This window comes from Caballeronia cordobensis (genome assembly GCF_001544575.2).
Taxonomy (GTDB): Bacteria; Pseudomonadota; Gammaproteobacteria; order Burkholderiales; family Burkholderiaceae; genus Caballeronia; species Caballeronia cordobensis.
This window is the reverse complement of the sequence record NZ_FCNY02000012.1, coordinates 122,772-149,415: the sequence shown is the minus strand read 5'-3', so window position 1 is coordinate 149,415 and position 26,644 is coordinate 122,772. Positions and strand designations below refer to the sequence as shown.

The following is a 26,644-nucleotide window of genomic DNA, read 5'->3' as shown; positions in this document are numbered from 1 at the left end:
ATGCCTGAAGAACTAAGTCTTGAAGGTAAGACCCTGCTATTGGTCGACGGTTCTAGTTACTTGTACCGGGCCTACCATGCGATGCCCGACCTGCGAGGCCCCGACGGCGGCCCTACCGGCGCGCTGTACGGCATGATCAACATGCTTCGCCGCTTGAGGCGCGAAGTCAATGCAGAGTATAGCGCGTGCGTTTTCGACGCCAAAGGCAAGACTTTCCGCGACGACTGGTACGCGGAGTACAAAGCTAACCGGCCCTCGATGCCGGAAGATCTCTCCAAACAGATCGAACCCATTCACGTCGCCGTGCGCGCGCTCGGCTGGCCCCTCGTGATGATCGAACGCGTCGAGGCGGACGATGTCATCGGCACGCTCGCGGTGCAGGCCGAAAAGCGCGGCATGAAGGTGATCGTGTCGACGGGCGACAAGGATCTGGCTCAGCTCGTGACGGATCATGTCACCCTCATCAATACGATGACCAACGAAACGCTCGACCGCGCCGGCGTGCTCACGAAGTTCGGTGTGCCGCCGGAGCGCATCGTCGACTATCTGTCGCTCATCGGCGATACGGTCGACAACGTGCCGGGCGTCGAGAAGTGCGGACCCAAGACCGCAATCAAATGGCTCACACAATTCGAAACCCTTGATGGCATCGTAGAACATGCCGGCGAGATCAAGGGTGCGGTAGGAGACAATCTGCGCAAGGCTCTGGACTTCCTGCCGATGGCGAAAAAGCTCGTCACCGTGCACACGGAATGCGATCTCGCTTCGCAGATCGAGTCGATCGAGGGCACGCTTGCGAGCCGTCCCGAAGCGCGCGAGGAGCTGCGCGACGTTTTCCTGCGTCACGGCTTCAAGACCTGGCTGCGCGAAGTCGAAATCGCGGATGCCGTGGAAGGTCCGACCGACACGCCGCCAGCCGTTGTCACCGAAATCGAGCATCACTACGAAACCGTGCAGACGTGGGAGCAGTTCGACGCGTGGCTCGCGCGCATCGACGCAGCGGAGATCACGTCGTTCGATAGCGAGACCACGTCGCTCGATCCGATGACCGCGCAGATCGTCGGCGTGTCGATCGCAACGGAACCGGGGCATGCGGCTTATATTCCCGTCGCGCATCGCGGGCCGGATGCGCCCGATCAATTGCCGCGCGACGAAGTGCTCGCGAAGCTCAAGCCCTGGCTCGAAGATGCATCGAAAAAGAAGGTCGGCCAGCATCTGAAATACGACGAGCAGGTGCTGGCGAACTACGGCATCGAAATGCGCGGCGTCGAGCACGACACGCTGCTGCAATCGTATGTGCTGGAATCGCATCGTCCGCACGACATGGACAACCTCGCGTTGCGTCATCTCGGCGTGAAGACGATCAAGTACGAGGATGTCGCGGGCAAGGGCGCATCGCAGATCGGTTTCGATGAAGTGCCGCTCGATAAAGCCGCGGCCTACGCGGCGGAAGATGCGGATATCACGCTGCGCCTGCATCACGCGCTCTATCCGCAAGTCGCACAGGAAGAAGGCTTGCTGCGCGTGTATCGCGACATCGAAATGCCTACTTCGCGCGTGCTGCGCAAGATGGAACGCAACGGAGTCCTGATCGATCGCGAAAGACTCGATACGCAAAGCAACGAGATCGCCAAGCGTCTTATCGATTTGCAGGCACAGGCGTACGAACTCGCGGGCGGCGAATTCAATCTCGGATCGCCGAAGCAGATCGGCCAGATCTTCTTCGAGAAGCTCGAATTGCCGGTCGTGAAGAAGACGCCGAGCGGCGCGCCTTCCACCGATGAAGAAGTCCTGCAAAAGCTCGCCGAGGACTATCCGCTGCCGAAGGTGCTGCTCGAACATCGCGGACTGTCGAAGCTCAAATCCACCTACACGGACAAGCTGCCGCGCATGGTGAATGCGTCGACGGGACGCGTGCATACTAATTACGCGCAAGCCGTGGCGGTGACGGGGCGTTTATCGTCGAACGAGCCGAACCTGCAGAATATCCCGGTGCGCACGGGCGAAGGGCGGCGCATTCGCGAAGCGTTCATCGCGTCGCCGGGAAGCAAGATCGTATCGGCGGATTACTCGCAGATCGAACTGCGGATCATGGCGCATATCTCCGGCGACGCATCGCTGATGCGCGCGTTCACGCAAGGCGAGGACGTGCATCGCGCGACCGCTTCGGAAGTCTTCAGCGTCACGCCGCTCGAAGTCGACAACGACCAGCGGCGCATCGCGAAGGTCATCAATTTCGGCCTGATCTACGGCATGAGTTCGTTCGGGCTCGCGTCGAATCTCGGCATCACTCGCGATGCGGCGAAGCTCTATATCGACCGGTACTTCGCGCGCTATCCGGGCGTCGCCGCTTATATGGAAAACACGCGCACGACCGCGAAGATGAATGGCTTCGTCGAAACCGTGTTCGGCCGGCGTCTGTGGCTGCCCGAGATCAACGGCGGCAGCGGGCCACGCCGTCAGGCCGCCGAGCGCGCCGCGATCAACGCGCCGATGCAGGGCACCGCGGCGGATCTCATCAAGCTGTCGATGATCGCGGTGCAGGACTGGCTCGAAGCATCGGGCACCGGCGCGAAGATGATCATGCAGGTGCACGACGAACTCGTGCTCGAAGTGCCCGAGGAAGCGCTTCCCGAGGTCAGGAAGCGCTTACCTGAACTGATGTGCGGCGTCGCGAAGCTGAAGGTGCCGCTCGTCGCGGAAGTGGGCGTCGGCAACAACTGGGAAGAGGCGCACTGAGCGCACACTGAGAGCGCACTGAAATTGTTTGCGCAAGGCATAGGCGGCTCATGTCGCGTATGCCCTACATGTCGGTGACGCGCTTGTGACTGTCACCGAAGCTACGCACAATGGGTCAATGAGGAAGGGAAGCAAGACAGCCGATCGAATATAAAAGCACAGGGAGAGTTCCATGCATCGCTTCATCATCGTGGGCGGAGGGGCAGGCGGTCTCGAACTGGCGACGCGTCTGGGCGACCGGTTCGGATCGCCGGACGAGAAGACGCCGCCCAAAGCACAAGTCACGCTCGTCGACCGCAACCCGACGCACATCTGGAAGCCGCTGCTGCATGAAGTCGCGGCCGGCAGCATGGACCCGTTCACGCAGGAACTCGAATACGCGGCGCAGGCCTTGTGGCATGGCTTCGAATTCCAGCAGGGCGAGCTCGTCGGGCTGAATCGCGCGAAGAAAACCATCACGATCGGACCGCTGCGCGACGAGCATGCGGGCGAACTCTTGCCCGAGCGCGAGCTGGAATACGACACGCTGGTCGTCGCGATCGGCAGCACGACGCACTTTTTCGGCGTCGAAGGCGCGCAGCAAAATTCGATCGCGCTCGACACCGTCGGTCAGGCGGAGCTCTTCCGCAAGCGTCTGATCGCGGCGTGCATGCGCGCCGAGCACTTCGCGCCCGAGCCGGTCGCGGCGGGCGTGGAGGAGGCCGAGGAGGAGCCGGGCGTCGCTCCGGCGCCGCGCATTCAGGTGGCGATCGTCGGCGCGGGCGCAACAGGCGTCGAGTTGTCGGCGGAACTGCGCAACACCGCGCAGGTGCTGTCGGCCTACGGCTTGCACAAGCTCGATCCGAAGCACGATATCGGCATCGTGCTGATCGAGGCGGGACCGCGCATCCTGCCGGCGCTGCAGGAGCGCGTGTCCAGCGCGACCGCGGAGTTGCTGACCAAGCTCGGCGTGAAGCTTTTCACGGGCGAGACGGTCGCGGAGGTGTCGAGCGATTCGATCCGCACGGCGAGCGGCAAGACGATCCGCGCGGATCTGACGGTGTGGGCAGCCGGCATCAAGGCGCCGGCGATCCTCGCCAACCTCGACGGCCTGCCGACCAATCGCCTCGGCCAGCTCGTCGTGCGCCGCACGCTGCAGACAGAAATCGACGACAACGTCTTCGCGCTCGGCGATTGCGCCGCGTGTCCATGGCCGGGCAACGAGCGCAACGTGCCGCCGCGCGCGCAGGCGGCGCATCAGCAAGCAAGCTTTCTGTTCAAGTCGCTGGAGCGGCTTTTGCAGGGCAAGCCGCTGCCCGAATACACCTATCGCGATTTCGGCTCGCTCGTGTCGCTCGGGCATTACAGCGCGGTCGGCAATCTGATGGGCGGGCTGATCGGCGGGAACATGCTGATCGAAGGGCTCTTTGCGCGCTTCATGTACATGTCGCTGTACCGGCTGCACATTGCCGCGCTGCACGGCTACGCGCGCATGGTGCTCGACACCGTCGCGCATTGGCTGCGCCGCTCCACCGCGCCCCGCGTCAAGCTGCATTGATGGAATAGAGCGGCTGCGCCGTTCGTTCAAAGCTGTTTAGAATGGGCGGCGCGCTCGATTCGTGGCGCGCGTTCATTGTTGTTCATCGTCGTGCAGCGCCGCGCTGCGTGCAGCCTTGAGCTCGCCGCGCGGTTTCACGGACCCACGCCGCCGCACCTCACAGCAAAAATGACGCGACGGCCCTGCCGCGGGAGCCATCCATGCTAGACCCTGAAGTCGACCGTCTCATTCCGCATGTTCCGTTCGATCGGCGCACCTTCATCAAGGCAAGCCTCGGCACCGGCTTCGCGGCCGCCGTGCTGCCGGTGTCGGCGCAGACCATCACCACCGATACGAACGGCCTCGAAGCCGGCCAGATCGGCTTTCGCGGCGCGGACGGCACGCTCGTGCCGGCGTATCGCGCGCAACCGAAGGGCAAGACGCATTTGCCGGTCGTCATCGTGGTGCACGAGATTTTCGGGGTCCACGAGCATATCGCCGACGTGTGCCGGCGCTTCGCGAAACAAGGCTATCTGGCGATCGCGCCGGAATTCTTCACGCGCCAGGGCGATCCGAAGGCGTATTCGTCGATTCAGCAGCTCAACGAGCAGGTCGTGTCGAAAGTGCCGGATGCGCAGGTGCTCTCCGACATCGATCAGGCCGTCAAATGGGCGGGCGAGCACGGCGGCGACACGAAGCGCGCGGGCATCGTCGGATTTTGCTGGGGCGGGCGCATTTCGTGGCTCTATGCCGAGCGCAACCCGAATCTCAAGGCGGCAGTCGCGTTCTACGGGCGGCTCGTCGGCAACAAGACGGAGATGACGCCGAACAATCCGCTCGATCTCGCCAGCCAGCTCAAAGTGCCGGTGCTCGGGCTGTACGGCCGGCAGGATCAGAGCATCCCGCAGGACACCATCGAGCAGATGAAACAGGCGCTCGCGAACGATCCGCCGCCCGCGAAAAACTCGCAGTTCGTCGTGTACGACGACGCGGGGCATGCGTTCTTCGCGGATTATCGTCCGAGCTATCGGAAGGCGGACGCCGAGGACGGCTGGAAGCGCGCGCTCGCGTGGTTCCGCGAGCACGGCGTCAAGTAACGCGTCCTCAACCTCAGGGATTCGGGCCGGTCGCGACAGGGCGGCCCGGATCGGCGCTCCACTCGCTCCACGATCCCGGATAAAGCGCCGCGCCGTGCAGGCCGGCGATCTCCATCGCGAGCACGTTGTGGCAGGCCGTCACGCCCGAGCCGCATTGCAGCACGATGCGGTCGGCCGGCGTCGCGCCGACCAGCGCGCCGAACGCTTCGCGCAACTCGTGTGCGGTCTTGAAGCGGCCTTCCTGCGTGAGATTGTTCTTGAAGAAGTGATTGAGCGCGCCGGGAATATGGCCGCCTACGGGGTCGATCGTTTCGTTCTCGCCGCGATAGCGATCGGCGGCGCGCGCATCGATCAGCAGATGATCCCGCGTGCCGATGCTGCGCTCGATCGCCTGAGCGTCGATGGTCACTTGCAGCGGCGCGCCCGCCTTGAACGTGCCTTGCGTCTTCGGCGGCACGGCCGTGTCGAGCGCATTGCCCGCGGCTTCCCACGCCTGCAGGCCGCCGTCGAGCAGCGCGACGGAATCGTGCCCGAGCCAGCGCAATAGCCACCACAGGCGCGCCGCGTACATGCCGCCGTGCGCGTCGTAGGCGACCACTTGCTGACCTTCGTTCAGACCGAAACTCGCGAGCTTCGCGACGAGTGCCGCACGCTCCGGCAGCGGGTGCCGGCCGTTCGTGCCCGTCTTGGCGCCGGACAGATCGCGATCCAGATGAAGATAATGCGCGCCGGGAATGTGGCCTTGCGCGTAAGCTGCTTCGCCCGAATCGGGCGCGGCGAGATCGAAGCGGCAATCGAACACGACGATGCTGCCGGGCGCGGCGGCGAGCCGTTCGGCGAGATTGGTCGCCGAGATGAGCGTGGTGTAGTGAGTGTGCGGCATGAACGGCTCCTGAGCGACGCGCGATTGCGGGGTCTTTAACCGTAAGTCTAAACAAAAAGGCGAGCCCGAAAGCCCGCCTTTTCGTAACACATGCCACGAGGCCCGATCAGATCGTGCCGAGTCGATGCCGCAGAAACTCGTGGAAGTGCTGCATGCCGGATTCCATCGGGCTCTGATACGGCCCGACCTGGTTTTCGCCACGCGACATCAGCGCACGGCGGCCCGCATCCATGCGCTCGGCGATTTCGTCGTCCTCGCGCGCGGTCTCCATGTACGCCGCGCGTTCCGCCTCGATGAACTCACGCTCGAACAGCGCGATTTCCTCGGGATAATAGAACTCGACGATATTCGTCGTCTTCTGCGTGCCCTGCGGAATGAGCCACGACACGACCAGCACGTGCGGATACCACTCGATCATGAGACCGGGGTAGTAGACCATCCAGATCGCGCCGAACTCGGGCGGCTTGCCGTTGCGAAAGCGCAGGACTTCGTCGTGCCATTTGCGATACGTCGGGCTGCCGGGCTTTTCCAGATTCTTGTGGACGCCGACCGTCTGCACGCTGTACCAGTCGCCGAATTCCCATTCAAGGTTGTCGCACGACACGAAGCTGCCGAGACCCGGATGGAACGGCGCGACGTGGTAATCCTCCAGATAGACCTCGATGAAGGTCTTCCAGTTGTAGTTGCACTCGTGCACCTCGACGTGATCGAACATGAAGCCCGAAAAATCGAAGTGACGCGCGGTGCCGAGCCTCGCGAGATCCGCGGCGACGTTGCGGCCCTCCGATTCGAACAGCAGACCTTGCCAATTTTGCAGTGGCGTCTTGCCGAGGTTCAGACAGGGCTTGTCCGCGAAATGCGGCGCGCCGAGCAACTGACCGTTGAGATCGTAGGTCCAGCGATGCAGCGGGCAGACGATGTTGTCGGCGCTGCCGCGGCCGTTGAGCATGATCGCCTGGCGATGGCGGCACACGTTGGACAGCAGTTCGATATCGTCCTGCCGGTTGCGAACGAGCACGCGCCCTTCGCCCTCGCCGGGAAGCGCGAAATAGTTCCCCGCTTCGGGCACCATGAGTTCGTGGCCGACGTAGCGTGGACCTTGCTTGAAAAGTGTGTCGAGTTCGCGCGTTAGAAGCGCTTCGTCAAAGTAAGCCGTGACTGGCAGCTGGCTGTGAATGGCGTTCAGCTGCAATGCATTGCTCAGATTGGACATTCCCACTCCCGATGAAGACGTGAAAGCAGTGAACAACCCAACCATCGAAGATTCGATTTAGGGAGCCCGCGATTATACCCAAATTGATCGCCAAGGGGCGCTTAAGGTCTTGATTTGGGTATAAATTGTCGCGAGAGTTCCTCACGCGGCCTTCGCTTGCGAGCGCGAATCACGCGTTCCGGCAAGGATTCAAGGACAATGCCGTCACGAGGCGTCAGTATTTCCGGATCGACCGGATGCGGGTCGAAAATTTGGCTTTTGCCGTAGAATGTGCGACTTGGTTCCAAAAATTCAATTGCACATCCACGATTCATGGCGAAGACCGCTGTCCAGGAAACAGGCGAGAAATCCGGCGCCGACGCAGAAAGCGCAGACGCCGCGCAGCTTCCGGCGAACTATGAGGCGGCGCTGGCGGAACTCGAATCGCTCGTTGCGCGCATGGAAGAGGGTGCGCTGAGTCTCGAGGAATCGCTTGCGGCTTATCGCCGCGGGGCGGCGCTTGTGGGCTTTTGCCAACAGCAGCTCGAACAAGTCGAGCAGCAGGTGCGCGTTCTCGACGGCGAGACGCTCAAGCCGCTGCCCGCCGAGGTAAAGCGTGCGACCCAGAGTGCCGGAACCGGAAACGACAACGACGACCTATGACCTTTGAACAATGGATGCGCGCGACGCTCGACCGCGTCGAAACCGCACTCGAACACGCGCTTCCGGGCACGGACATCGCGCCCGCACGGCTGCACGAAGCGATGCGCTATGCCGTCTTGGGTGGCGGCAAGCGGGTGAGACCGCTGCTGGTCCACGCGGCGGGCGAACTGACCGGCGCGAGCGCGCAGGCCGTGGAAGCGGCGAGCGCGGCGCTCGAGATGATTCACGTCTATTCGCTGGTGCATGACGACATGCCCGCCATGGACGACGACGCACTGCGCCGGGGTAAGCCCACGGTACACATCCAATATGACGAAGCGACGGCACTGCTCGTCGGCGACGCGCTGCAGTCGCAGGCGTTCGTCGCGCTGACGGCCGAAGGCAATGGTCTGAACGATGCCCAGCAAGCCGCGCTCGTGCGCGAACTGGCCGTTGCGAGCGGTTCGCTCGGCATGGCGGGCGGGCAGGCCATCGATCTGGAAAGCGTCGGGCGCAAGCTGTCGCGGCCCGAGCTCGAAACGATGCATCGCAAGAAAACGGGCGCGCTCCTGCGCGCGTCGGTGCGCATGGGCGCGCTGGCGGGCGCGCATCCGGGCGCGGACGCGCTGGCGTCGCTGGACCAGTACGCCGCCGCAGTCGGGCTCGCGTTTCAGGTCGTCGACGACATTCTGGACGTCACCGCCGATTCCGCCACGCTCGGCAAGACGGCCGGCAAGGATGCGCAGCACGACAAGCCCACTTACGTGTCGATCATCGGGCTCGATGCATCGCGCGAACTCGCCGCGCAGCTCGGCCGCGACGCCCACGCCGCGATCGAGCCGTTCGGCGCGCGCGGCCAGCGTCTCGCCGAGCTTGCCGACCTGGTCGTGAACCGGGTGAATTGATTGTTGAACGCGTGACGAAGCCCACGGCGCGAAAGTACGAATCGAAACAATTGCGCCGAACGAATCACGCCAGTTTTCCTAAAATGGGACGACGATGTACGACTTGCTGAAAACCATCGACGATCCGGCCGATTTGCGCGCCCTCGATCGCCGCCAACTGCAACCGCTGGCCGACGAGCTGCGAGCCTACGTGCTCGACAGCGTGTCGCAGACGGGTGGCCATCTGTCGTCCAATCTGGGCACGGTGGAACTGACGATCGCGTTGCACTATGTGTTCGATACGCCTAATGACCGCATCGTCTGGGATGTCGGCCATCAGACGTATCCGCACAAGATCCTCACGGGCCGACGCGAACAGATGCCGGGCCTGCGCCAGCTAGGCGGTATTTCCGGCTTCCCGCGCCGCACGGAATCCGAATACGACACCTTCGGCACCGCGCATTCGAGCACGTCGATTTCGGCGGCGCTCGGCATGGCGATCGCCAACAAGCTGCAGGGAGACAACCGCTTCTCGATCGCCGTGATCGGCGACGGCGCGATGACCGCGGGCATGGCCTTCGAGGCGATGAACAACGCGGGCGTCGCCGACGACGTGCCGCTGCTCGTGATCCTGAACGACAACGACATGTCGATCTCGCCGCCGGTGGGCGCGCTGAATCGCCATCTCGCACGCCTGATGTCGGGCCGTTTCTACGCCGCCGCGCGCGCGGGCGTCGAGCGCGTGCTGCGCCATGCGCCGCCGGTGCTCGACCTCGCCCGCAAGCTCGAAGAGCACGCGAAGGGCATGATCGTGCCGGCCACGCTGTTCGAAGAATTCGGCTTCAACTACATCGGGCCGATCGACGGTCACGATCTCGACTCGCTGATCCCGACGCTGCAAAACATCAAGGAACTGCGTGGCCCGCAATTCCTGCACGTCGTCACGAAGAAGGGCCAGGGCTACAAGCTCGCCGAAGCCGATCCGGTGCTTTATCACGGTCCCGGCAAGTTCAATCCGGCCGAAGGCATCAAGCCTGCGGCGACGCCGTCGAAGAAAACCTACACGCAAGTGTTCGGCGAATGGCTGTGCGACGCCGCGGCGCTCGACTCGCGCGTGGTCGGCATCACGCCGGCGATGCGCGAAGGCTCCGGCATGGTGGAGTTCGAAAAGCGCTTCCCGGATCGTTACTTCGATGTCGGCATCGCCGAGCAGCACGCCGTGACCTTCGCGGGCGGGCTGGCGGCGGATGGCATGAAGCCCGTCGTCGCCATTTATTCGACCTTCCTGCAACGCGCGTATGACCAGTTGATCCACGATGTCGCGTTGCAGAACCTGCCGGTCGTGTTCGCGATCGACCGCGCCGGTCTCGTCGGCGCGGACGGCGCGACGCACGCGGGCAATTACGATCTCGCGTTCCTGCGCTGCATTCCGAACATGACGGTGATGGCCGCGTCGGACGAAAACGAGTGCCGCCAGATGCTCTACACGGCGCTGCAGCAGTCGAATCCGACGGCCGTGCGCTATCCGCGCGGCGCGGGCACGGGCGTCGCGACCGTCAAGCAGATGACCGCGATTCCCGTCGGCAAGGGCGAAATCCGCCGCGAGTCGTCGCAGAAACTCGGCTCGGGCAAGCGCATCGCCATTTGCGCATTCGGCACGATGGTCGCGCCGTCGCTCGCAGCCGCGGGCGAGCTGGATCTGACCGTCGCCAACATGCGCTTCGTGAAGCCGGTCGACGCCGACCTGCTGCGCGAACTCGCCGCGACGCACGACGCCATCGTGACGATCGAAGAAGGCTCGATCATGGGCGGCGCGGGCTCCGCGTGCGTCGAGGCGCTGCTCGCGAGCGGCGTCATCAAGCCCGTGCTGCAACTCGGCTTGCCCGACGTCTTCATCGATCACGGCGACCCCGGCAAGCTGCTCGCGAGCGTCGGGCTCGACGCGGCCGGCATCGTCCGTTCGATTCGCGAGCGCTTTATCGACGCCGTCGAAAGCGCGCACGCAGGCAAGCTGACGAAGCGCGTCGCCTGACGCATCGCTTCGAACGGCGCGCTCGGGGCGCGCCGTGCATCAACGCTTTGGCACACGGCGCGGACTTCCCTCCGCGCCGTGTGCGCTTCAACGTTTCGATCCGCTCGCGTCTTCTCATCCTTGGACGCGCGGCGCATAAGGACAAAACAAATGAATCAGATGAATCCCGCCTTCGTGATGCCCGACGTTCAGAGCACGCCCGACACGCGCCAGATCGCGATTCAGCGCGTTGGCGTGAAAGGCGTGCGGCATCCGTTGTCGGTGGTGACGCAAAGCGGCGTGAAGCCGAGCGTCGGCGTATGGAATCTCGATGTGCATCTGCCCGCCGATCAGAAGGGCACGCACATGTCGCGCTTCGTCGCGCTGCTGGAGGAGAATCGCCATCCGCTCGACCAGCACGCGCTGCGCGGATTGCTCGCCGTGATGCTCTCGAAGCTCGAAGCGCATTCGGGGAGAATCGAAGTCACGCTGCCGTATTTCGTGATGAAGACGGCGCCCGTGTCCGGCGTGCAAAGTCTGCTGGACTACGAAGTGACGTTCATCGCGGAGCGGCGCGACGGCGAAACGCGCATGTCGATGCAAGTGCTCGTGCCGGTGACGAGCCTGTGCCCGTGCTCGAAGAAAATCTCGCAGTATGGCGCGCATAACCAGCGCTCGCACGTGACGATCAGGGCCGAAGTCTCGGACGAGATCGCGGTCGAGGACCTGATTCGCATCGCGGAAGAAGAGGCGTCGTGCGAGCTGTGGGGCCTGCTGAAGCGCCCCGACGAAAAGTTCGTCACCGAGCGCGCGTATGAGAATCCGAAGTTCGTCGAAGACCTCGTGCGCGATGTCGCGACGCGCCTGAACGCGGACGAGCGCATCGTCGCGTATGTGCTCGAAGCGGAGAACTTCGAGTCGATCCACAATCACAGCGCGTATGCGGTGATCGAACGGGACAAGCGCCGCGACGCGTAAGTCTTTTCAGGCGAGCGCCATTTCCGACGAAACGTGCGCTTCCCTCACCGAAGCGACGACCAGCGACGCCAGCCGCTCGACCGGCGGCGACGCGTTCCCCGCGGCGCGATGCAACGCGAGCGGAATCGAAGGCAATGTGGGCAAGCCGCATTCGCCGGCGTCGATCGCGCGCACCGTCGAGGGCAATCCGTAGCTCGTGCGCACCGTCACCCCCAGGCCCGCCGCTGCCGCCGCCCATAATCCCGACAAGCTCGGGCTCGTGAACGCCACGCGCCACTTGATGCCCGCGCGGTCCAGCGCCGCCGCGGCCGCGCTGTGAAAGAGACACGGGCGATCGAACGCGATGAGCGGCAAAGGCTCGTCGGCGTCGAAATGCCACGGCACCGCCGATGACGCGATCCAGCGCATGCGCGGCTCGGCGATCGGCTCGGCGATCATCGCGGCGTTGCTTTCGCCGGTGACGCTCGTGGCGCCCCAGGCGAGCGCCAGATCGAGCTGCCCGGAATCGATGCGCTCCAGAAGCTCCGTATTGCGCCCGACACGCGCTTCGATGCGCACTTTCGGATGCGCCCGCGCGAAGCGGCCGAGCACGTCCGGCAACACCACTTCGCCGAAATCCTCCTGCAGGCCGAGGCGAATCCAGCCCTCCAGATCGACGCCGTGGATCGCCGCTGCGGCTTCGTCGTTCAGATCGACGAGACGCCGCGCATAGGCGAGCATCACCTCGCCCGCGTCGGTGAGCGCGAGCCCGCGCCCCGATTTGCGAAAAAGCGCCGCGCCCGCCTGTTCTTCGAGCTTGCGCAACTGGGCGCTCACCGCCGACGTCGAGCGGCCGACGCGATCGGCGGCCTTCGCGAAACTCCCCAGATCCATGCCCGTCACGAAGCTGCGCAATACCGCGAGATCGAAGGTTGTTTGGCTCATGATAATCGTCCGGATTTTCTGAATGGTTGCTGCAGAACTTTGCGATTTTCAGGACGATGCTAAGCCTGCAAACTGGCGCAGTCAATCTCGAAACGGACTGAATGATGGCCACTTCTCTCGTCAACGATGTTCGCGCGTTCGGTGACGCGCATCGCTGGAAAGTGCTCGGCGTCGGCGTGGCAGCCAACGCGAGCTTCTCGGCCGCGGCGGCGGGCATTCCGACCACGGCCGTCTGGCTGCGCGGCGGCTATCACCTGAGCAACGGCGAGCTCGGGCTCGTGCTCGGCGCGCTGGGCTTGGGCGTCGCGTTGTCCGAATTGCCGTGGGGCGTGCTGACGGATCGCCTGGGCGATCGTCCGGTGCTGCTGACCGGTCTGCTTTCGACCGCCGCCGTGCTCGTCGCGATGAGTTTTTTCGCCGTGCCGGCGTCGGCGACACTCGGCTGGCTCGTCTTCGCGATGTGCGTATTGGGGCTGCTCGGCGGCAGCGTGAACGGATCGAGCGGGCGCGCGGTGATGGCGTGGTTCGCCGAAGGCGAGCGCGGCCTCGCAATGAGCATCCGGCAGACGGCGGTGCCGCTCGGCGGCGGCATCGGCGCGGCGTTGCTGCCGTGGCTCGCGTCGTCGCACGGTTTCGCGGCGGTGTTCGGCGCGCTTGCGGCGATGTGCGCGGTGTCCGGCGCGTTCGCGTGGCGCTGGCTGCACGAGCCGCCGCATGCCACGCATCGCGCGGCGTCGCAACGGGACACCGCGCCGCTCGTGAACCTGCTGGTGTGGCGCGTCGTGCTGGGCATCGGCATTTTGTGCGTGCCGCAATTCGCGGTGCTGACCTTCGCGACCGTGTTCCTGCACGATGCGGGCCGTTTCGGCGTGACGGCCATCAGCGCGACGATGGGCGCGATCCAGCTCGGCGCGATGGCGATGCGCGTCTGGAGCGGCCGTCACACGGATCGGCGTGGCAACCGGCGTGCGTACCTGCGGGTGTCGGTGGGGGTGGCGTCGGCATCGTTCGTCGTGTTGGCGGCGGCGGTCGCGCTGGGCGTCGCGCATGCGCCGGTGCTGCTCGCGGCGCTGCTCGTTTTCGCGGGCATCTGCGCCTCGGCATGGCACGGCGTCGCGTACACGGAACTGGCGACGCTCGCGGGCACGCAACGCGCCGGCACCGCGCTCGGCATGGCGAATACGGCCGTGTACGCGGGCTTCTTCGTGACGCCGCTCGTCATCCCGCATGCGCTCGCGGCTGGCTCATGGACGAGCGTGTGGCTGGGTGCGGGCGTGTGCGCGTCGTTTGCGTGGTGGTTGTTTCCGCGCCCCGCGCGACCTTAAACTGGCCGTCTGGGACACGACCACGCGGAGCGCACCTTGATTCTCATCGGCCAATACGATTCCCCGTTCGTGCGTCGCGTCGCGATCGCGCTGACGCTCTACGACATGCAATACGAGCATCGCCCGTGGTCGGCATTCAGCGACGCCGCCAAGATCGCGCCCTACAACCCGCTCTGCCGCGTGCCGACGCTCGTCCTCGATTCGGGCGATGCGCTCATCGAGAGCACGATGATCCTCGATTACCTCGACGAACAAGCCGGCGATGCCCGCGCGATGATCGCATCGGGCGGACAGGAGCGGCGTCAGGCGCTGAAGGTGTGCGCGCTCGCGACGGGTTTCGCCGACAAGGCCGTCGCGCTCCTCTACGAACGCGTGCTGCATAAGGAGAAATCGCAGTCGTGGCTCGATCGCTGCACGGGTCAGGTCGAGCGCGTGCTCAACGCGCTGGAGGCGGACCGCGCGGCGCGCGCGACGCCTTACTGGTTCGGCGACGCGATCGGTCACGCGGATATCGCCGTGGCCTGCGCGTTGCGTTTCGCGCGCGAGGCGCATCCGGAGATTTTTTCGCCGACGCGCTGGCCGACGCTGATCGGCCATAGCGACCGGTGCGAAGGGCTGCCGGTGTTCAGGGCGATCGCGCAGCCGCTCAACCCGCCAAGATAAAAATCAGGCGCGCGCGAGCGATGTGAGATCCCAGCGCGGCTTCACGGTGAACGCGTAGTCGCGCACGGCCTGGTCCGGCCAGCGCGAGAGCCGCAGCGCGCCCGCGAGCGCGATCATCGCGCCGTTGTCGGTGCAAAGGGAGAGATCGGGGTAATGCACGTCGAAGCGGCGCATCTTCGCCGCCGCCGACAGCGCCTCGCGCAACTGCCGGTTCGCGCCGACGCCGCCCGCCACGACGAGCCGCTTCAGCCCCGTCTTCTTCAGCGCGGCCAGCGATTTCGCGACGAGCACGTCCACGGCCGCGTCGACGAAACCGCGCGCGAGATCGGCCTTCGCCTGTTCGCAGACGTTGGTGCCGAGCTTGCGGCTTTGCGTAAGCACGGCCGTCTTGAGGCCGCTGAAGCTGAAATCGAGATCGCCCGAATGCAGCATCGGACGCGGCAGCGCGACCGCGCCCGGCGTGCCGAATTCCGCGAGCCGCGAGACTTCCGGCCCGCCCGGATAGCCGAGGCCGAGCAGCTTCGCGGTCTTGTCGAAGGCTTCGCCGGCGGCGTCGTCGAGCGTTTCGCCCAGCGTCTCGTAGACGCCGACATCGGTCACGCGCATCAGTTGCGTGTGTCCGCCCGACACGAGGAGCGCGACGAACGGAAACGGCGGCGGCGCATCGACGAGCAGCGGGGACAGCAAATGCCCTTCGAGATGATGGATGCCGACGGTGGGCTTGTTCCAGGCCATCGCGAGCGCATTGGCGATGCTCGCGCCGACCAGCAGTGCGCCTGCGAGCCCCGGTCCCTGCGTGAACGCGATGGCGTCGATGTCGGCGCGCTGCGTTCCGGAGTGCTTCAGCACTTCTTCGAGCAGCGGCAGCGCCCGGCGGATGTGATCGCGCGAGGCCAGCTCCGGCACCACGCCGCCGTATTCGCGATGCATCGCGATCTGCGAGTGAAGGGCGTGCGAAAGCAGCCCGCGCTCGGTGTCGTAGAGCGCGAGGCCGGTTTCGTCGCAGGAGCTTTCGATGCCGAGAACGAGCATGGATTCAATGCGTTAGAGGGAACAAAAAAGTATAGCAGCGGGCGGGGATGGGCGTGCCGAAGGTAAAATGCGCGCCATGGAATCTTTCGATATCGCTGTCATCGGCGTGGGCGCGGCGGGCATGATGTGCGCGGCCGTGGCCGCTCAGTCCGGCCGCCGCGTCGTGCTCATCGACCACGCCGAGCGGCTCGCCGAGAAAATCCGCATCTCCGGCGGCGGGCGCTGCAACTTCACGAACATCAATGCGCAGCCGGGCAATTTCCTGTCGGCGAATCCGCATTTCTGCCGCTCCGCGCTCGCGCGCTACACGCCGCGCGATTTTCTCGCGCTGCTCAAGCAATACCGCGTGAAATGGCACGAGAAGCACAAGGGCCAGCTTTTTTGCGACGACTCCAGCGAGACCGTCATCGACGTGCTGAAAAGCGAGTGCGATGCGGGCGGCGTCACGTGGCGGCGTCCGGTGAGCGTGCACGAGATTCGTCACGACGGCGCGCGTTTCGCGCTCGACACGACCGCGGGCGCGATCGGCGCGGCGGCGCTCGTGATCGCGACGGGCGGCCTCTCCATTCCCAAGATCGGCGCGACGGACTTCGGCTATCGCGTCGCGAAGCAGTTCGGCCACACGCTCGTCGAGACGCGTCCGGCGCTCGTGCCGCTCACGTTCACGTCGGCGGACTGGGCGCCGTTCGCGGCGTTGTCGGGGCTGTCGCTGCCGGTGCGCATCGGCACGGGCAAAGGCAAGACGCGCGGCGAGTTCGACGAGGATCTGTTGCTCACGCATCGCGGCGTCTCCGGCCCCGGCGTGCTGCAGATTTCGAGCTACTGGAATACGTCGGAGCCGATTCACGTCGATCTGCTTCCCGACCTCGACGCCACCGGCATGCTCATCGAAGCGAAAGCCGGCTCGAAAAAACAGATCGGCAATTTCCTGGCCGAGCACGTGCCCGCGCGGCTCGCGCACGCGTGGCTCGAAGCGCGGCAAGTATCCGTCGATGCGCGCCTCGCCGATCTGCCCGACCGCACGCTCAAGGCGATCGGCGCGTCGCTGTCGGATTGGACGCTCACGCCGAGCGGCACCGAGGGGTATCGCAAGGCGGAAGTCACGCGCGGCGGGGTGGATACGCGCGAGCTTTCGTCCGCGACGATGATGAGCGAGCGCGTGGCGGGCCTCTATTTCATCGGCGAGGCGGTCGATGTCACCGGCTGGCTCGGCGGCTACAACTTTCAGTGGGCGTGGGCGTCGGGCGTCGCGGCGGGCAAGGCCGCGGCCGAGTTCGCGCGCGGCGCGGCGACGGCCGCGTAAGCGCGGCACGGGGTTTTGGCGAGTCTCGAAATGCGGACCCGTTTGCTATACTCGGACGGTCATCGGAGGATTCTCTCCGCTTCCGGCTAGCGCTCGAAAACGGCCTGCTAAATCCCGCTTGAGGAGGCGTTCCCAAGCGGGTTTTTGCTTTCGCGGGTGGGTCGCGCGCCTCGCCGGAATCCAAACTTTCGCAATTGCACCGGGTGAACGATGAGCCTCAAAGACCAGATCAACGACGACATGAAAACGGCCATGCGCGCGAAGGAAACCGAGCGCCTCGGCACGATTCGCCTGCTGCTCGCGGCCATCAAGCAGCGTGAAGTCGACGATCGCGTCACGCTCGACGACGCGGCCATCACCGGCGTCATCGACAAGATGATCAAGCAGCGCAAGGATTCGATCAGCCAGTTCGAAGCGGCGGGCCGCACCGATCTCGCCGACAAGGAAAAAGCGGAACTGGCGGTGTTGGCGGCGTACATGCCCGAACAGCTTTCCGCCGATGCGATCGCCGCCGAGGTTCAGGCGGCCGTCGCCGCGACGGGCGCCGCCGGCCCGCAGGACATGGGCAAGGTGATGGGCGTGCTCAAGCCGAAGCTCGCCGGCAAGGCCGACATGACCGCCGTCTCCGCGCAGGTGAAGGCCGCGCTCGCCAAGTAACCTCCGCAGCCGACTGACCGGTGATCCCGCACGCATTCCTGCAGGACCTGCTCAACCGCGTCGATATCGTCGACGTGGTGGGCCGCTACGTCCAGTTGAAAAAGGGCGGCGCGAATTTCATGGGGCTTTGCCCGTTCCACAACGAGAAGAGTCCGTCGTTTACGGTCAGCCCGACCAAGCAGTTCTATCACTGCTTCGGTTGCGGCGCGCACGGCACCGCGATCGGCTTCCTGATGGAGCACACCGGCCTCACGTTTCCGGAGGCCGTGAAGGATCTCGCGCAGGGCGCGGGCCTGACGGTGCCACAGGAACCGTCATCGTTCAATCGCGGCGGCGGCAACGGCGGCGATTACGCCCCGAGCAAGGCGGTCAGCGTCGCGCTCACGGACGTGATGCAGACCGCGTGTGATTTCTACCGCAAGCAACTGCGCGGCGCGCCGAACGCCATCGCTTACCTGAAAAAGCGTGGACTGACCGGCGAGGTCGCCGCGCGCTTCGGGCTCGGTTACGCACCGGACGGCTGGCAGAATCTCGAAGCCGCGTTTCCCGATTATCGCGATGAGAATCTCGTGGAATCCGGGCTCGTGATCGTCAGCGAGAAAACCGATTCGCAAGGTCAGGCGCGGCGCTACGACCGCTTCCGCGAACGCGTGATGTTCCCGATCCGCAACGTGAAGGGCAACGTGATCGGCTTCGGCGGGCGGGTGCTCGACGGCGGCGAGCCCAAATATCTGAACTCGCCGGAAACGCCGCTCTTCAGCAAGGGCAGCGAACTGTACGGGCTGTTCGAGGCGCGGCTCGCGATTCGCGAACTGGGCTACGTGCTCGTCGTCGAAGGCTATATGGATGTCGTCGCGCTCGCGCAACTGGGCTTTGCCAACGCCGTGGCGACGCTCGGCACGGCGTGCACGCCGGTTCACGTGCAAAAACTCTTTCGTCAGACGGATACCGTGGTTTTCAGCTTCGACGGCGATTCGGCCGGCCGACGCGCCGCGCGCCGTGCGCTAGAAGCCGCGCTGCCGCACGCGGCGGACAATCGCACGGTCAAGTTCCTGTTCCTGCCGAAGGAGCACGATCCGGACAGCTACGTGCGCGAATTCGGCACCGACGGATTCGGCGAGCAGGTCGATCGCGCCATGCCGCTGTCGCAATTCCTGTTGAACGAGGTGCTGAACGACAAGGAGCTGGATCAGCCCGAAGGGCGCGCGAAGGCGCTTTTCGACGCGAAACCGCTGCTTCAGGCGCTGCCCGCGAACGCGCTGCGGGTGCAGATCCTGCATATGCTCGCGGACCGGCTCGACACGCCGTTCACCGAGATCGCCGCGCTGTGCGACATCGATTCCCGTGCGGCGGCTGTCGCGCGCGCGAACGTGCCGAAGAGCGAGCGCCGCCGCGTGACGGGCCAGGAGCAGCGCGCGCTGCGCAATCTGGTGATGTACCCCGGCATCGCGGGTTCGCTCGATCAGGACAGCGAGCGCACCCTCGTGACGATGACCGAGCATGGCGAGCTTTTCAGCGAAGTGATCGGCCACGCGCGCGAGCTTGGCGGCGAGGCTGAATTCCAGATGCTCTCGGACGTCTTGAGAAATGCAGCAAATGCGCCCACGTACGAAGATATCTTCCAGGAAATTCTCGCCTATGATGAAAACGTTCGCGATTTGCTGATGCGCGACCCGTCGGACGAGGGCGCGGCGCAGCGGGTCGAGGAACAGAAGCGCCTGCTCGCCGAGGAATTGCAGGCGACGGTCGTCAAATTGCGTCATGACAGTTACCGGGCGCGGCTCGATCAGCTGGCGCGGCAGTCGAGCCTGTCCGCGGAAGAGGTTGCGGAGTTCTCGGAGCTCTCGGCGAAAGTCGCGCAGATCAAGGCGGGACGGGGCGCAAGCGCGGATGCCGCCGGGTGAGAATGCTATAATCGGCAGTTCAAGACGAGTTGCTTTTTGTCAACTATTTCGGTGTTTTTTGCTAGCTTTTGGCTGTGGATGTTGAGCAGGCGTCTAGCTGCTCGCAAAGAACATTCGAGGGTGTGTCGCGGTAGGCGTAACGAGAGGCGGAACGATAAGGGCGGTGGCTTTGCCGGCTGGGTGAGATCGCGGTGTGTGCGAGCGGTTACGTGGTGCGCGCCGCATAACTCACACGAAAGGGCCAGCTAGGCACGCCGACGAACAGACGGGCGTAAGGGAAGCGGCTGCTATTGAGGGTAGGGCGAAGAGACGATTCACACTCGTTCGATCCGCGATGGCGCCCCGGGCAGGGCACGCAGGACGATGCAGCGTGCGCGTATTGGGTATTCACGGTTCCATCGGCTGTTGTCCAGCAGCCGCGAGTCGAGACTAGAGCCGGTATGGCGAACTCCATGACGAAAAAGCTGAACGATGTATCCGTCGAAGACGACGCAATGCAAAACGCAGAGTCTGGCGCCGCTCCCGCGGCAAAAGTCGAAAAGGCCAGGGCCCGCGATCGCCGCGCGAAAGAAAAAGCGCTGCTGAAGGACGCGTTCTCGTCGAGCGCGCCCGGCACCGTCGAGGAACTCGAGGAGCGGCGCGGCAAGTTGCGCGCGCTCATCAAGCTCGGCAAGGAGCGCGGCTTCCTCACTTATGGCGAGATCAACGATCACCTGCCGGACAACTTCACGGAAACCGAGGCGATCGAAGGCATCATCAGCACGTTCAATGACATGGGCGTGGCGGTGTACGAACAGGCGCCCGATGCCGAAACGCTCCTTCTGAACGACAACGCGCCCAACGCTTCTTCCGACGACGAAGTCGAAGAAGAGGCCGAAGTTGCGCTCTCCACCGTCGATTCCGAGTTCGGCCGCACGACCGACCCCGTGCGCATGTACATGCGCGAGATGGGCACGGTCGAACTGCTGACGCGCGAGGGCGAGATCGAGATCGCAAAGCGCATTGAAGATGGCCTGAAGCACATGGTCATGGCGATCTCCGCGTGCCCGACGACCATCGCCGACATTCTGGCGATGGCCGAGCGCGTGCAGAACGAGGAAGTGCGCGTCGACGAGCTCGTCGACGGCCTGATCGATCCGAACGCCCAGGACACCGACGGTTTCTCCGAGCAGGAAGCCGAGGCTATCGAATCGGAAGAAGAGGAAACCGAGGAAGAGGGCGACGAGGAAGAGGAAGAAGAGGACGACGGGAGCGCGCAGGCCAGCGCCAACGCCGCTCAGCTCGAAGCACTGAAACTCCAGTCGCTCGAGAAATTCGCCCTTATCAGCGAATGGTTCGAAAAGATGCGCCGTGCCTACGAGAAGGAAGGCTACAAGTCGAAGGCGTATCTGAAGGCGCAGGAAGCCATTCAGACCGAGCTGATGAACATCCGCTTCACGGCGCGCACCGTCGAGCGTCTGTGCGATACGTTGCGCGCTCAGGTGGACGAAGTGCGCCAGGTCGAGCGTCAGATTCTGCATACGGTCGTCGACAAGTGTGGCATGCCGCGCGCGGAGTTCATCACGCGTTTCCCGGGCAGCGAGACGGATCTCGAATGGGCCGACAAGGTCGTCGCCGAAGGCCATGAGTACAGCGCGGTGCTGGAGCGCAACATTCCGGCGATCCGCGAGCAGCAGCAGCGGCTCCTGGACTTGCAGGCGCGCGTGGTGTTGCCGCTGAAGGATCTGAAGGAAACCAACCGTCAGATGGCGGCGGGCGAGCTGAAGGCGCGTCAGGCGAAGCGCGAAATGACCGAGGCGAATCTGCGTCTCGTGATTTCCATCGCGAAGAAGTATACGAACCGCGGATTGCAGTTCCTCGATCTCATTCAGGAAGGCAACATCGGCCTGATGAAGGCGGTGGACAAGTTCGAATATCGTCGCGGCTACAAGTTTTCGACTTACGCCACGTGGTGGATTCGCCAGGCCATCACGCGCTCGATCGCGGACCAGGCACGCACCATTCGCATTCCGGTTCACATGATTGAGACGATCAACAAGATGAACCGCATCTCGCGGCAGATTCTGCAGGAAACCGGTCTCGAGCCGGATCCGGCGACGCTCGCCGAAAAGATGGAGATGCCCGAGGACAAGATCCGCAAGATCATGAAGATCGCGAAGGAGCCGATCTCCATGGAAACGCCGATCGGCGACGACGACGATTCGCATCTCGGCGATTTCATCGAGGATACGAACACGGTTGCGCCTTCCGATGCCGCGCTGCATGCATCGATGCGCGATGTGGTGAAGGACGTGCTCGATTCGCTGACGCCGCGCGAGGCGAAGGTGCTGCGTATGCGGTTCGGCATCGAGATGAGCACCGATCACACGCTGGAAGAGGTCGGCAAGCAGTTCGACGTGACGCGCGAGCGTATCCGGCAGATCGAGGCGAAGGCGTTGCGCAAGCTGCGGCATCCGAGCCGGTCGGACAAGCTGAAGTCGTTCCTCGAGGGCAACTGACGGGACTTGTTTTGAGAGGCGTTGTGAGGCAAACTCGCTACCCTTCGATAGACGCCCGCGCGATGTTCGGATGTGACAGAAAGCGCCGATAGGGGCGCTTTCTTTTTGTGCGTTTTGTTTTTTTTCTTCTTTTTGTTCCTCGCAGGGCCGGAAGCTTAATTGGTATAAGCTGTCGACTCATAATCGACCGATAGTGGGTTCGAGTCCCACCCGGCCCACCATAGTTTTCCTAATTAGATCAACTGGTTGTGTGTCCGCCGATCCCCGCTGGGGCCTTTCCGGGGTCAATAACGCATCCTCAAGTCGCGCCATCTCGATATCGTTGTCATGCCCGCCATCAGCATCGCTGTTGCGTACGTGTGTCGAATTTGATAGGGAGACGGTAGCGCATGCTGAGCCGCTTGAGCAGACTGGGCCAGAACACCCGCTGAAACGCTTCTTCGCTGCGTCACGGCAGTTCATATCGGGGGTCCTGAACACCGTCCGCCTGCGTGAAGGCGCGTTGGCGTTGCAGAGCCGCCAGCGAGCGGCTATTCAGGCGCACTAGGCGGGCTTCGGCCGTTTTGGTGCGGTTCCTTTCTTCCCCCGCCACCAGCACACGCCCGATCGCGATCGTGCCTTCCTTGAAATCCACGCAGCGCCATTTCAGTCCGTTGATCTCGGAGGGGCGCAGTCACGACCAGAACCAGAGTTCGATGTAGTCGCGGATCGTTCGCGGGCGTGGGCAACACGGCTCGCCCTCGATCATGGGCGTAACGCGAGGCGGCTCAGTCGGCTACCAGCAGATGCCGGTGCCGTCCGAGGGCGACCCGTTCAAGCCCGAGAAGCTGGTGACGGTCGATATTGTGCCGAGCACCTACATCGATTGGGTGCGCGGCTGGGATCTGGCCAGCGTCGAAGGCGAGAACGACTGGACCGCAGAGGCGAAGCTGGGGCGCCTCGCGGACGGGCGCTACGTGATCGGCAACATGTCGCGCGGGCGCTGGGGACTGGATCGGCGCGATGCCGTGATCGCTGCCACGGCCCAGCTGGATGGCGTGAGCACACGCGTGGGATTGCCTCAAGATCCGGGCCGGGCGGGTCAGACGCAGGTGCTGTATCTGACGCGCGAACTGGCCGGATACCGGGTGGTGAGCAGCCCGGAAACGGGCGACAAGGGGGCACGCGCGCCGAGCCTTTCGCCGTGCAGGTCAACGTCGGCAACGTGATACTGGTGCGAGGCGACTGGAATGCGGCGCTGGTGGCCGAGCTACGCGGTTTTCCGTTCGGCACGCACGACGATCAGGTCGATGCGCTGTCGCGCGCCTTCGCGTTGCTGTTCGCCCGGCGCCGATGCGGATCTCGGATGCGGCGCTCGCGGCGGTATAGAGCGGGGAGGTGGCGCGGCCCGACCGCAGGAATCGCGCGCGAGCCTTCGCGTCGCCGAGATCACACGCCGCTCGTTGCGCGCTCTCGAGGAAAGGGGTGATGAAACGCCTTGCACGGTAACGCGGGGCTTGGCTGATGTACGAACACGCGCTCGTGCAGCGAATCGTCCGTATGAAATGCACCGGGGTTTTCTCGGCGCAGTTGTTCGGCCGCAGCATCGATGGCCTGAATTCTGTCGTTGGCGCGCGCAGTAGACGCGGCAATCGTGAGCGAGTGACGCTGCTCGTGGGTCAGATACACAAAGATCTCCTGCAAATCTTGTTGGATGCCTGCTGACGGCGTTTGACCGCGATGGCGTCATTTGAAGGTAGCGACTCGCCTACATCACCGCCCATCAGATTGTGCTGAAACTCGTCGCGCACTGGCTCGGTCGCACCTCGACCCGCATGCCTGCGCAAACGGCTGCACCGGGTGGCCAGAGCAAGCCGGAAGCAGCAAGACACCTTGATATCCGCCAGATTCACGATGGGGCGCTCGGCGTGCTCGGTGCGCCGGCGCCGTGCGTGCAGGCGTTCACGCTGCCTCAGGCCGCGCCCGGCGTCATCGCGCAGGACGCGAAGCTCGCTTGCGATTTGGCGTGCGATGCGAATTTTCGCTGGGCGCTTGGCGGGCTTTTTGCCGAAGGGCTCGGTTTTCTTGGTTATCCTTACCTCGCCGAACTCAGCCAGCGCCCCGAATACCCGCGGCCCGCCGAGGTTCTGGCGAAGGAAATAACATGCGCAAGGTCGAGGCGGACACCGACATCGAGTTGATCAACGCGGGCGTGATCAGCCCGGACGAGGCGCGTGTGCGACTGGCCGCGCAGGAAGACGGTCCGTATGCGTCGCTGGATCTGAACGAAGCCGCGCCCGAGCCGCCGCTGGAACAACTGAGCACGGCGGGCGGGGCGGAGCCGAAGTTCCAGCGCGCGTAGCAAAAGTCGATGCGCTGAACTATCGTCGCCCTGACCGCGAAAGCGATGACGCTCGCGCTGGTGCGCACTAACGAGGGCATTGAGGCGGCGTACCGGTGGCGGCTCACGCGCCGGGCAACCTGATGCACGCGAGCCTGATCTACTGGTTGTGCGATCGCGCGAAGAAACCCGGATTGGTGCAGGAGAAAACGCAGGACGCCAGTCCGCAGACATCGGTGCCCGCAGGGTGAGAATAATTACTTCATGAACAGCGCGGGAGCGAACACGCCGTCCTTTGAGGAGAACACAACGGTACGCCCTGTTGCGTTCCGCGCGCAGATGCCGATCGTCTGAGCGCCCGACGCGATGGCGCTCTTGACATAGTTCGTCACGTCGTTGAGTCGGCGAATGTTGGCGTTGTCGAGGTAGATACCGCCAACCGACTGCGTCGAACAGTCGACCGCTTGTGGCAACGGCGAGCTTTCGTTCCAGCCCGACGCCGCAGCATAAAGATTGAGCATGATCGCACTTGTGTCCGTGACGTTTTGCCCCTGCGTTTGCAGGAACGCCTTGCTCCAGAGATAGTCGCTCGTGTTGGACGGCGTCGAAAACTTCAGGAAGATGATGTCACCAGGGCCCACCTGAAGCGTCGGACCGGTGATAGTGGTCACACCCGTGGAGTTCATCCACGCATCTGCAATGGCTGGCGCATAGAAGGTCGGAATTTGATTGTCGCAGGCGACGTTTGCATTCGAGCACTTATCGATCGCGTACTGCATGCTATCGATCTTCCATCCATTGATGAAGTCGGCGTGCGCCGTGTACAGCGAACCCCACATCGGGGTCCATGCACCATTCGTCAGCATCGGGTCCATGGAAAGCTGAGCCGTCGAAAGATCCGGGTTTTGTCCAAGCGAATACTGAACGTTCACCTGCAACTCGGGAATTTTGATCGGGTAACTTGCGGGACACGTACCATCCGACTGCCGATACGCCATGTTGATAATCTGATTGGCAAAATCAGGCTTCAGATGCACGCCGTCCCAGCAGTCGGGGAAGTGCACGGAGATGTCGAGTTGTGAATAGGTGCCGCTTGCGTCCGTTACCACGGGGCAGTTTGTCGGCGCAATCGTCGTGTAGCCGCCGCCTCGGCACAGATAGTTAATCTGGGGCTTCGGGCTGTTCGACATGTGATCTCCCGCCAGCATTTGCAGCCCCGCGGGAATGGGCGAGAGCAAAACGACGGGTTGATCGTTCTTGTAGTAGGTCTTCGCGAAGTCGGGCTGCACAATACCCGACGCGCGTTTCAGTTGCGGCACCCAGTACGCGGAGATGTCCGACGTACTGTCGCAGGTTGTTACCTTATTGGTGAGCAGTGTGCTGTAATCGCTATATGCATCGGTTTTCGTGTTGCCGAAAAAGTCATGCATCATCGCCTGGCCGGGCTGGCCGTAATGCACGATTGAGTCGTCGGGAAGCGAATGCGAGTAGATACATTTTGCGTTGAACTGGCCGCCGGCGAACGCTGCTGGTGAGTATGCTGTTATCAGGTACGCCGCGAACAGGAGCAGAGTCGAAACAATCTTATTCTTCACTGGCGTTCCTTGAACGGTGAGCGTCTATTAAGCCAATGTGGTCATCACATCAGCGATCGAGCAAGTAGCATACAAAGGCAGGCGCTATTGTGTTATCCCGATCGAGCGAAATCGCTATCAAGCATGACTGAATTCCGCGGCACGGGGAGGCGGCATGCGGGACATATCGTGTTAATTACAGTGCTGCCGCGCGCACGGCGGGCAGCGCCGAGTTGAATTTCCTGCACGCGTAGTGAACGGCTGTGATGAACGGAGATGTGCCGAGCCATCGCTTCCCGCCGTGGCTGTGCAGCCAGATCGCTTCGGTGATGCCGAGCCCTTCCTGACGCACGCGCACCACCGTCGCGGTCGCCTTGCTGTTCTGATTTGACTTTCATTGTGTGCCGAGGTTGTTGTGGCGTTTCCAGCGCGGCGAACGTTGTTTGACCGACTAGTATCTCGCGCCGGGATGAACGGACGAAGTGCTGTCGCAGCTCGGTCG

At 63.8% G+C, this 26,644-nt stretch carries 25 protein-coding genes and 1 tRNA gene; 18 read left to right on the top strand and 8 right to left on the bottom strand.

The window, feature by feature from the left end:
* From polA to AWB70_RS23525, 3 genes are all read left to right on the top strand, one after another.
* Complete coding sequence (gene polA / locus AWB70_RS23535; RefSeq protein ID WP_053569380.1) at window positions 1-2,739, top strand: DNA polymerase I; 2,739 nt, start codon at window positions 1-3, stop codon at window positions 2,737-2,739.
* Between the two features lie 172 nt (window positions 2,740-2,911).
* A complete protein-coding gene (locus AWB70_RS23530) occupies window positions 2,912-4,276 on the top strand; it encodes an NAD(P)/FAD-dependent oxidoreductase (RefSeq protein WP_053569379.1) in 1,365 nt (454 codons plus the stop codon).
* A 200-nt stretch (window positions 4,277-4,476) separates the two neighbouring features.
* Window positions 4,477-5,352: a dienelactone hydrolase family protein gene (locus AWB70_RS23525; protein ID WP_053569378.1), complete on the top strand. Its 876-nt coding sequence runs from the start codon at window positions 4,477-4,479 to the stop codon at window positions 5,350-5,352.
* Between the two features lie 13 nt (window positions 5,353-5,365).
* Here AWB70_RS23525 and AWB70_RS23520 read toward each other — a convergent pair whose 3' ends face one another.
* On the bottom strand, window positions 5,366-6,235 hold the full coding sequence (locus AWB70_RS23520; protein ID WP_045455073.1) for a sulfurtransferase: 870 nt from the start codon (window positions 6,233-6,235) through the stop codon (window positions 5,366-5,368).
* A 106-nt stretch (window positions 6,236-6,341) separates the two neighbouring features.
* Window positions 6,342-7,448: an aromatic ring-hydroxylating oxygenase subunit alpha gene (locus AWB70_RS23515; RefSeq protein WP_053569377.1), complete on the bottom strand. Its 1,107-nt coding sequence runs from the start codon at window positions 7,446-7,448 to the stop codon at window positions 6,342-6,344.
* A gap of 312 nt (window positions 7,449-7,760) precedes the next feature.
* Here AWB70_RS23515 and AWB70_RS23510 point away from each other — a divergent pair, with 312 nt between their 5' ends.
* The 4 genes from AWB70_RS23510 (at window position 7,761) to folE2 (ending at window position 11,942) form a co-directional block, all read left to right on the top strand.
* The gene (locus AWB70_RS23510) at window positions 7,761-8,090 is read left to right on the top strand and encodes an exodeoxyribonuclease VII small subunit (RefSeq protein WP_053569376.1); all 330 of its coding nucleotides are present in this window, start codon (window positions 7,761-7,763) and stop codon (window positions 8,088-8,090) included.
* On the top strand, window positions 8,087-8,974 hold the full coding sequence (locus tag AWB70_RS23505) for a polyprenyl synthetase family protein (protein WP_053569375.1): 888 nt from the start codon (window positions 8,087-8,089) through the stop codon (window positions 8,972-8,974). The genes AWB70_RS23510 and AWB70_RS23505 overlap by 4 nt, the downstream gene beginning before the upstream one ends.
* A 94-nt stretch (window positions 8,975-9,068) precedes the next feature.
* Window positions 9,069-10,985, top strand: a complete 1,917-nt coding sequence (gene dxs / locus AWB70_RS23500; RefSeq protein ID WP_014251358.1) for a 1-deoxy-D-xylulose-5-phosphate synthase — start codon at window positions 9,069-9,071, stop codon at window positions 10,983-10,985.
* A 150-nt stretch (window positions 10,986-11,135) separates the two neighbouring features.
* A complete protein-coding gene (gene folE2, locus AWB70_RS23495; RefSeq protein WP_014251357.1) occupies window positions 11,136-11,942 on the top strand; it encodes a GTP cyclohydrolase FolE2 in 807 nt (268 codons plus the stop codon).
* A 6-nt stretch (window positions 11,943-11,948) separates the two neighbouring features.
* Here the strand turns inward: folE2 and AWB70_RS23490 are convergent, their stop codons facing one another.
* Window positions 11,949-12,866, bottom strand: coding sequence for a LysR substrate-binding domain-containing protein (locus AWB70_RS23490; RefSeq protein ID WP_053569374.1), 918 nt, complete (start codon window positions 12,864-12,866; stop codon window positions 11,949-11,951).
* Between the two features lie 101 nt (window positions 12,867-12,967).
* Between AWB70_RS23490 and AWB70_RS23485 the strand changes: the two genes are divergently transcribed.
* Both AWB70_RS23485 and AWB70_RS23480 read left to right on the top strand, forming a co-directional pair.
* The gene (locus AWB70_RS23485) at window positions 12,968-14,191 is read left to right on the top strand and encodes an MFS transporter (RefSeq protein ID WP_082378098.1); all 1,224 of its coding nucleotides are present in this window, start codon (window positions 12,968-12,970) and stop codon (window positions 14,189-14,191) included.
* A 36-nt stretch (window positions 14,192-14,227) separates the two neighbouring features.
* A complete protein-coding gene (locus AWB70_RS23480; protein ID WP_053569373.1) occupies window positions 14,228-14,854 on the top strand; it encodes a glutathione S-transferase family protein in 627 nt (208 codons plus the stop codon).
* Between the two features lie 3 nt (window positions 14,855-14,857).
* On the opposite strand, the gene tsaD is transcribed toward AWB70_RS23480, so the two are convergent.
* Entirely contained in the window at window positions 14,858-15,886 is a 1,029-nt protein-coding gene (gene tsaD / locus AWB70_RS23475) for a tRNA (adenosine(37)-N6)-threonylcarbamoyltransferase complex transferase subunit TsaD (RefSeq protein ID WP_053569372.1), read from the bottom strand.
* Window positions 15,887-15,962: 76 nt separating this feature from the next.
* Here tsaD and AWB70_RS23470 point away from each other — a divergent pair, with 76 nt between their 5' ends.
* The 5 genes from AWB70_RS23470 (at window position 15,963) to AWB70_RS23450 (ending at window position 22,469) form a co-directional block, all read left to right on the top strand.
* Window positions 15,963-17,189 carry a BaiN/RdsA family NAD(P)/FAD-dependent oxidoreductase gene (locus tag AWB70_RS23470; protein WP_053569429.1) on the top strand — a complete coding sequence of 409 codons (1,227 nt, stop codon included), beginning with the start codon at window positions 15,963-15,965 and terminating at the stop codon, window positions 17,187-17,189.
* Between the two features lie 210 nt (window positions 17,190-17,399).
* The gene (locus AWB70_RS23465) at window positions 17,400-17,846 is read left to right on the top strand and encodes a GatB/YqeY domain-containing protein (RefSeq protein WP_014251351.1); all 447 of its coding nucleotides are present in this window, start codon (window positions 17,400-17,402) and stop codon (window positions 17,844-17,846) included.
* Window positions 17,847-17,866: 20 nt separating this feature from the next.
* Window positions 17,867-19,750 carry a DNA primase gene (gene dnaG / locus AWB70_RS23460; RefSeq protein ID WP_053569371.1) on the top strand — a complete coding sequence of 628 codons (1,884 nt, stop codon included), beginning with the start codon at window positions 17,867-17,869 and terminating at the stop codon, window positions 19,748-19,750.
* A gap of 440 nt (window positions 19,751-20,190) precedes the next feature.
* Window positions 20,191-22,248, top strand: a complete 2,058-nt coding sequence (gene rpoD, locus AWB70_RS23455) for an RNA polymerase sigma factor RpoD (protein WP_075644265.1) — start codon at window positions 20,191-20,193, stop codon at window positions 22,246-22,248.
* Between the two features lie 144 nt (window positions 22,249-22,392).
* Window positions 22,393-22,469, top strand: a tRNA-Ile gene (locus tag AWB70_RS23450).
* Window positions 22,470-22,696: 227 nt separating this feature from the next.
* Here AWB70_RS23450 and AWB70_RS38850 read toward each other — a convergent pair.
* Entirely contained in the window at window positions 22,697-22,882 is a 186-nt protein-coding gene (locus tag AWB70_RS38850) for a hypothetical protein (protein ID WP_053569370.1), read from the bottom strand.
* Between the two features lie 151 nt (window positions 22,883-23,033).
* Here AWB70_RS38850 and AWB70_RS23440 point away from each other — a divergent pair, with 151 nt between their 5' ends.
* On the top strand, window positions 23,034-23,456 hold the full coding sequence (locus AWB70_RS23440; protein ID WP_053569369.1) for a hypothetical protein: 423 nt from the start codon (window positions 23,034-23,036) through the stop codon (window positions 23,454-23,456).
* Window positions 23,457-23,676: 220 nt separating this feature from the next.
* Here the strand turns inward: AWB70_RS23440 and AWB70_RS38425 are convergent, their stop codons facing one another.
* Window positions 23,677-23,916, bottom strand: a complete 240-nt coding sequence (locus tag AWB70_RS38425) for a hypothetical protein (protein WP_143281694.1) — start codon at window positions 23,914-23,916, stop codon at window positions 23,677-23,679.
* Between the two features lie 101 nt (window positions 23,917-24,017).
* Between AWB70_RS38425 and AWB70_RS23430 the strand changes: the two genes are divergently transcribed.
* The 3 genes from AWB70_RS23430 (at window position 24,018) to AWB70_RS39555 (ending at window position 24,819) form a co-directional block, all read left to right on the top strand.
* Complete coding sequence (locus AWB70_RS23430) at window positions 24,018-24,428, top strand: hypothetical protein (RefSeq protein WP_053569367.1); 411 nt, start codon at window positions 24,018-24,020, stop codon at window positions 24,426-24,428.
* The gene (locus tag AWB70_RS23425; RefSeq protein ID WP_053569366.1) at window positions 24,392-24,589 is read left to right on the top strand and encodes a hypothetical protein; all 198 of its coding nucleotides are present in this window, start codon (window positions 24,392-24,394) and stop codon (window positions 24,587-24,589) included. The genes AWB70_RS23430 and AWB70_RS23425 overlap by 37 nt, the downstream gene beginning before the upstream one ends.
* A 95-nt stretch (window positions 24,590-24,684) precedes the next feature.
* Window positions 24,685-24,819, top strand: coding sequence for a hypothetical protein (locus tag AWB70_RS39555; protein WP_268760573.1), 135 nt, complete (start codon window positions 24,685-24,687; stop codon window positions 24,817-24,819).
* Window positions 24,820-24,825: 6 nt separating this feature from the next.
* Here AWB70_RS39555 and AWB70_RS23420 read toward each other — a convergent pair whose 3' ends face one another.
* Together AWB70_RS23420 and AWB70_RS38845 are read right to left on the bottom strand one after the other, a co-directional pair.
* Window positions 24,826-26,163 (bottom strand): DUF1996 domain-containing protein, encoded by a 1,338-nt coding sequence (locus AWB70_RS23420; RefSeq protein WP_235024335.1) that lies wholly within the window; start codon window positions 26,161-26,163, stop codon window positions 24,826-24,828.
* Window positions 26,164-26,338: 175 nt separating this feature from the next.
* Window positions 26,339-26,503, bottom strand: coding sequence for a hypothetical protein (locus tag AWB70_RS38845; RefSeq protein WP_159680302.1), 165 nt, complete (start codon window positions 26,501-26,503; stop codon window positions 26,339-26,341).
* Between the last annotated feature and the right edge of the window lie 141 nt (window positions 26,504-26,644).

What these genes read in the sequence shown, in the direction of transcription:
- polA (WP_053569380.1), top strand. Translation starts at nt 1, where the DNA reads ATGCCTGAAGAACTAAGTCTTGAAGGTAAGACCCTGCTATTGGTCGAC.
- AWB70_RS23530 (WP_053569379.1), top strand. Translation starts at nt 2,912, where the DNA reads ATGCATCGCTTCATCATCGTGGGCGGAGGGGCAGGCGGTCTCGAACTG.
- AWB70_RS23525 (WP_053569378.1), top strand. Translation starts at nt 4,477, where the DNA reads ATGCTAGACCCTGAAGTCGACCGTCTCATTCCGCATGTTCCGTTCGAT.
- AWB70_RS23520 (WP_045455073.1), bottom strand. Translation starts at nt 6,235, where the DNA reads ATGCCGCACACTCACTACACCACGCTCATCTCGGCGACCAATCTCGCC.
- AWB70_RS23515 (WP_053569377.1), bottom strand. Translation starts at nt 7,448, where the DNA reads ATGTCCAATCTGAGCAATGCATTGCAGCTGAACGCCATTCACAGCCAG.
- AWB70_RS23510 (WP_053569376.1), top strand. Translation starts at nt 7,761, where the DNA reads ATGGCGAAGACCGCTGTCCAGGAAACAGGCGAGAAATCCGGCGCCGAC.
- AWB70_RS23505 (WP_053569375.1), top strand. Translation starts at nt 8,087, where the DNA reads ATGACCTTTGAACAATGGATGCGCGCGACGCTCGACCGCGTCGAAACC.
- dxs (WP_014251358.1), top strand. Translation starts at nt 9,069, where the DNA reads ATGTACGACTTGCTGAAAACCATCGACGATCCGGCCGATTTGCGCGCC.
- folE2 (WP_014251357.1), top strand. Translation starts at nt 11,136, where the DNA reads ATGAATCAGATGAATCCCGCCTTCGTGATGCCCGACGTTCAGAGCACG.
- AWB70_RS23490 (WP_053569374.1), bottom strand. Translation starts at nt 12,866, where the DNA reads ATGAGCCAAACAACCTTCGATCTCGCGGTATTGCGCAGCTTCGTGACG.
- AWB70_RS23485 (WP_082378098.1), top strand. Translation starts at nt 12,968, where the DNA reads ATGATGGCCACTTCTCTCGTCAACGATGTTCGCGCGTTCGGTGACGCG.
- tsaD (WP_053569372.1), bottom strand. Translation starts at nt 15,886, where the DNA reads ATGCTCGTTCTCGGCATCGAAAGCTCCTGCGACGAAACCGGCCTCGCG.
- AWB70_RS23470 (WP_053569429.1), top strand. Translation starts at nt 15,963, where the DNA reads ATGGAATCTTTCGATATCGCTGTCATCGGCGTGGGCGCGGCGGGCATG.
- AWB70_RS23465 (WP_014251351.1), top strand. Translation starts at nt 17,400, where the DNA reads ATGAGCCTCAAAGACCAGATCAACGACGACATGAAAACGGCCATGCGC.
- rpoD (WP_075644265.1), top strand. Translation starts at nt 20,191, where the DNA reads ATGGCGAACTCCATGACGAAAAAGCTGAACGATGTATCCGTCGAAGAC.
- AWB70_RS23440 (WP_053569369.1), top strand. Translation starts at nt 23,034, where the DNA reads ATGCCGGTGCCGTCCGAGGGCGACCCGTTCAAGCCCGAGAAGCTGGTG.
- AWB70_RS23425 (WP_053569366.1), top strand. Translation starts at nt 24,392, where the DNA reads ATGCGCAAGGTCGAGGCGGACACCGACATCGAGTTGATCAACGCGGGC.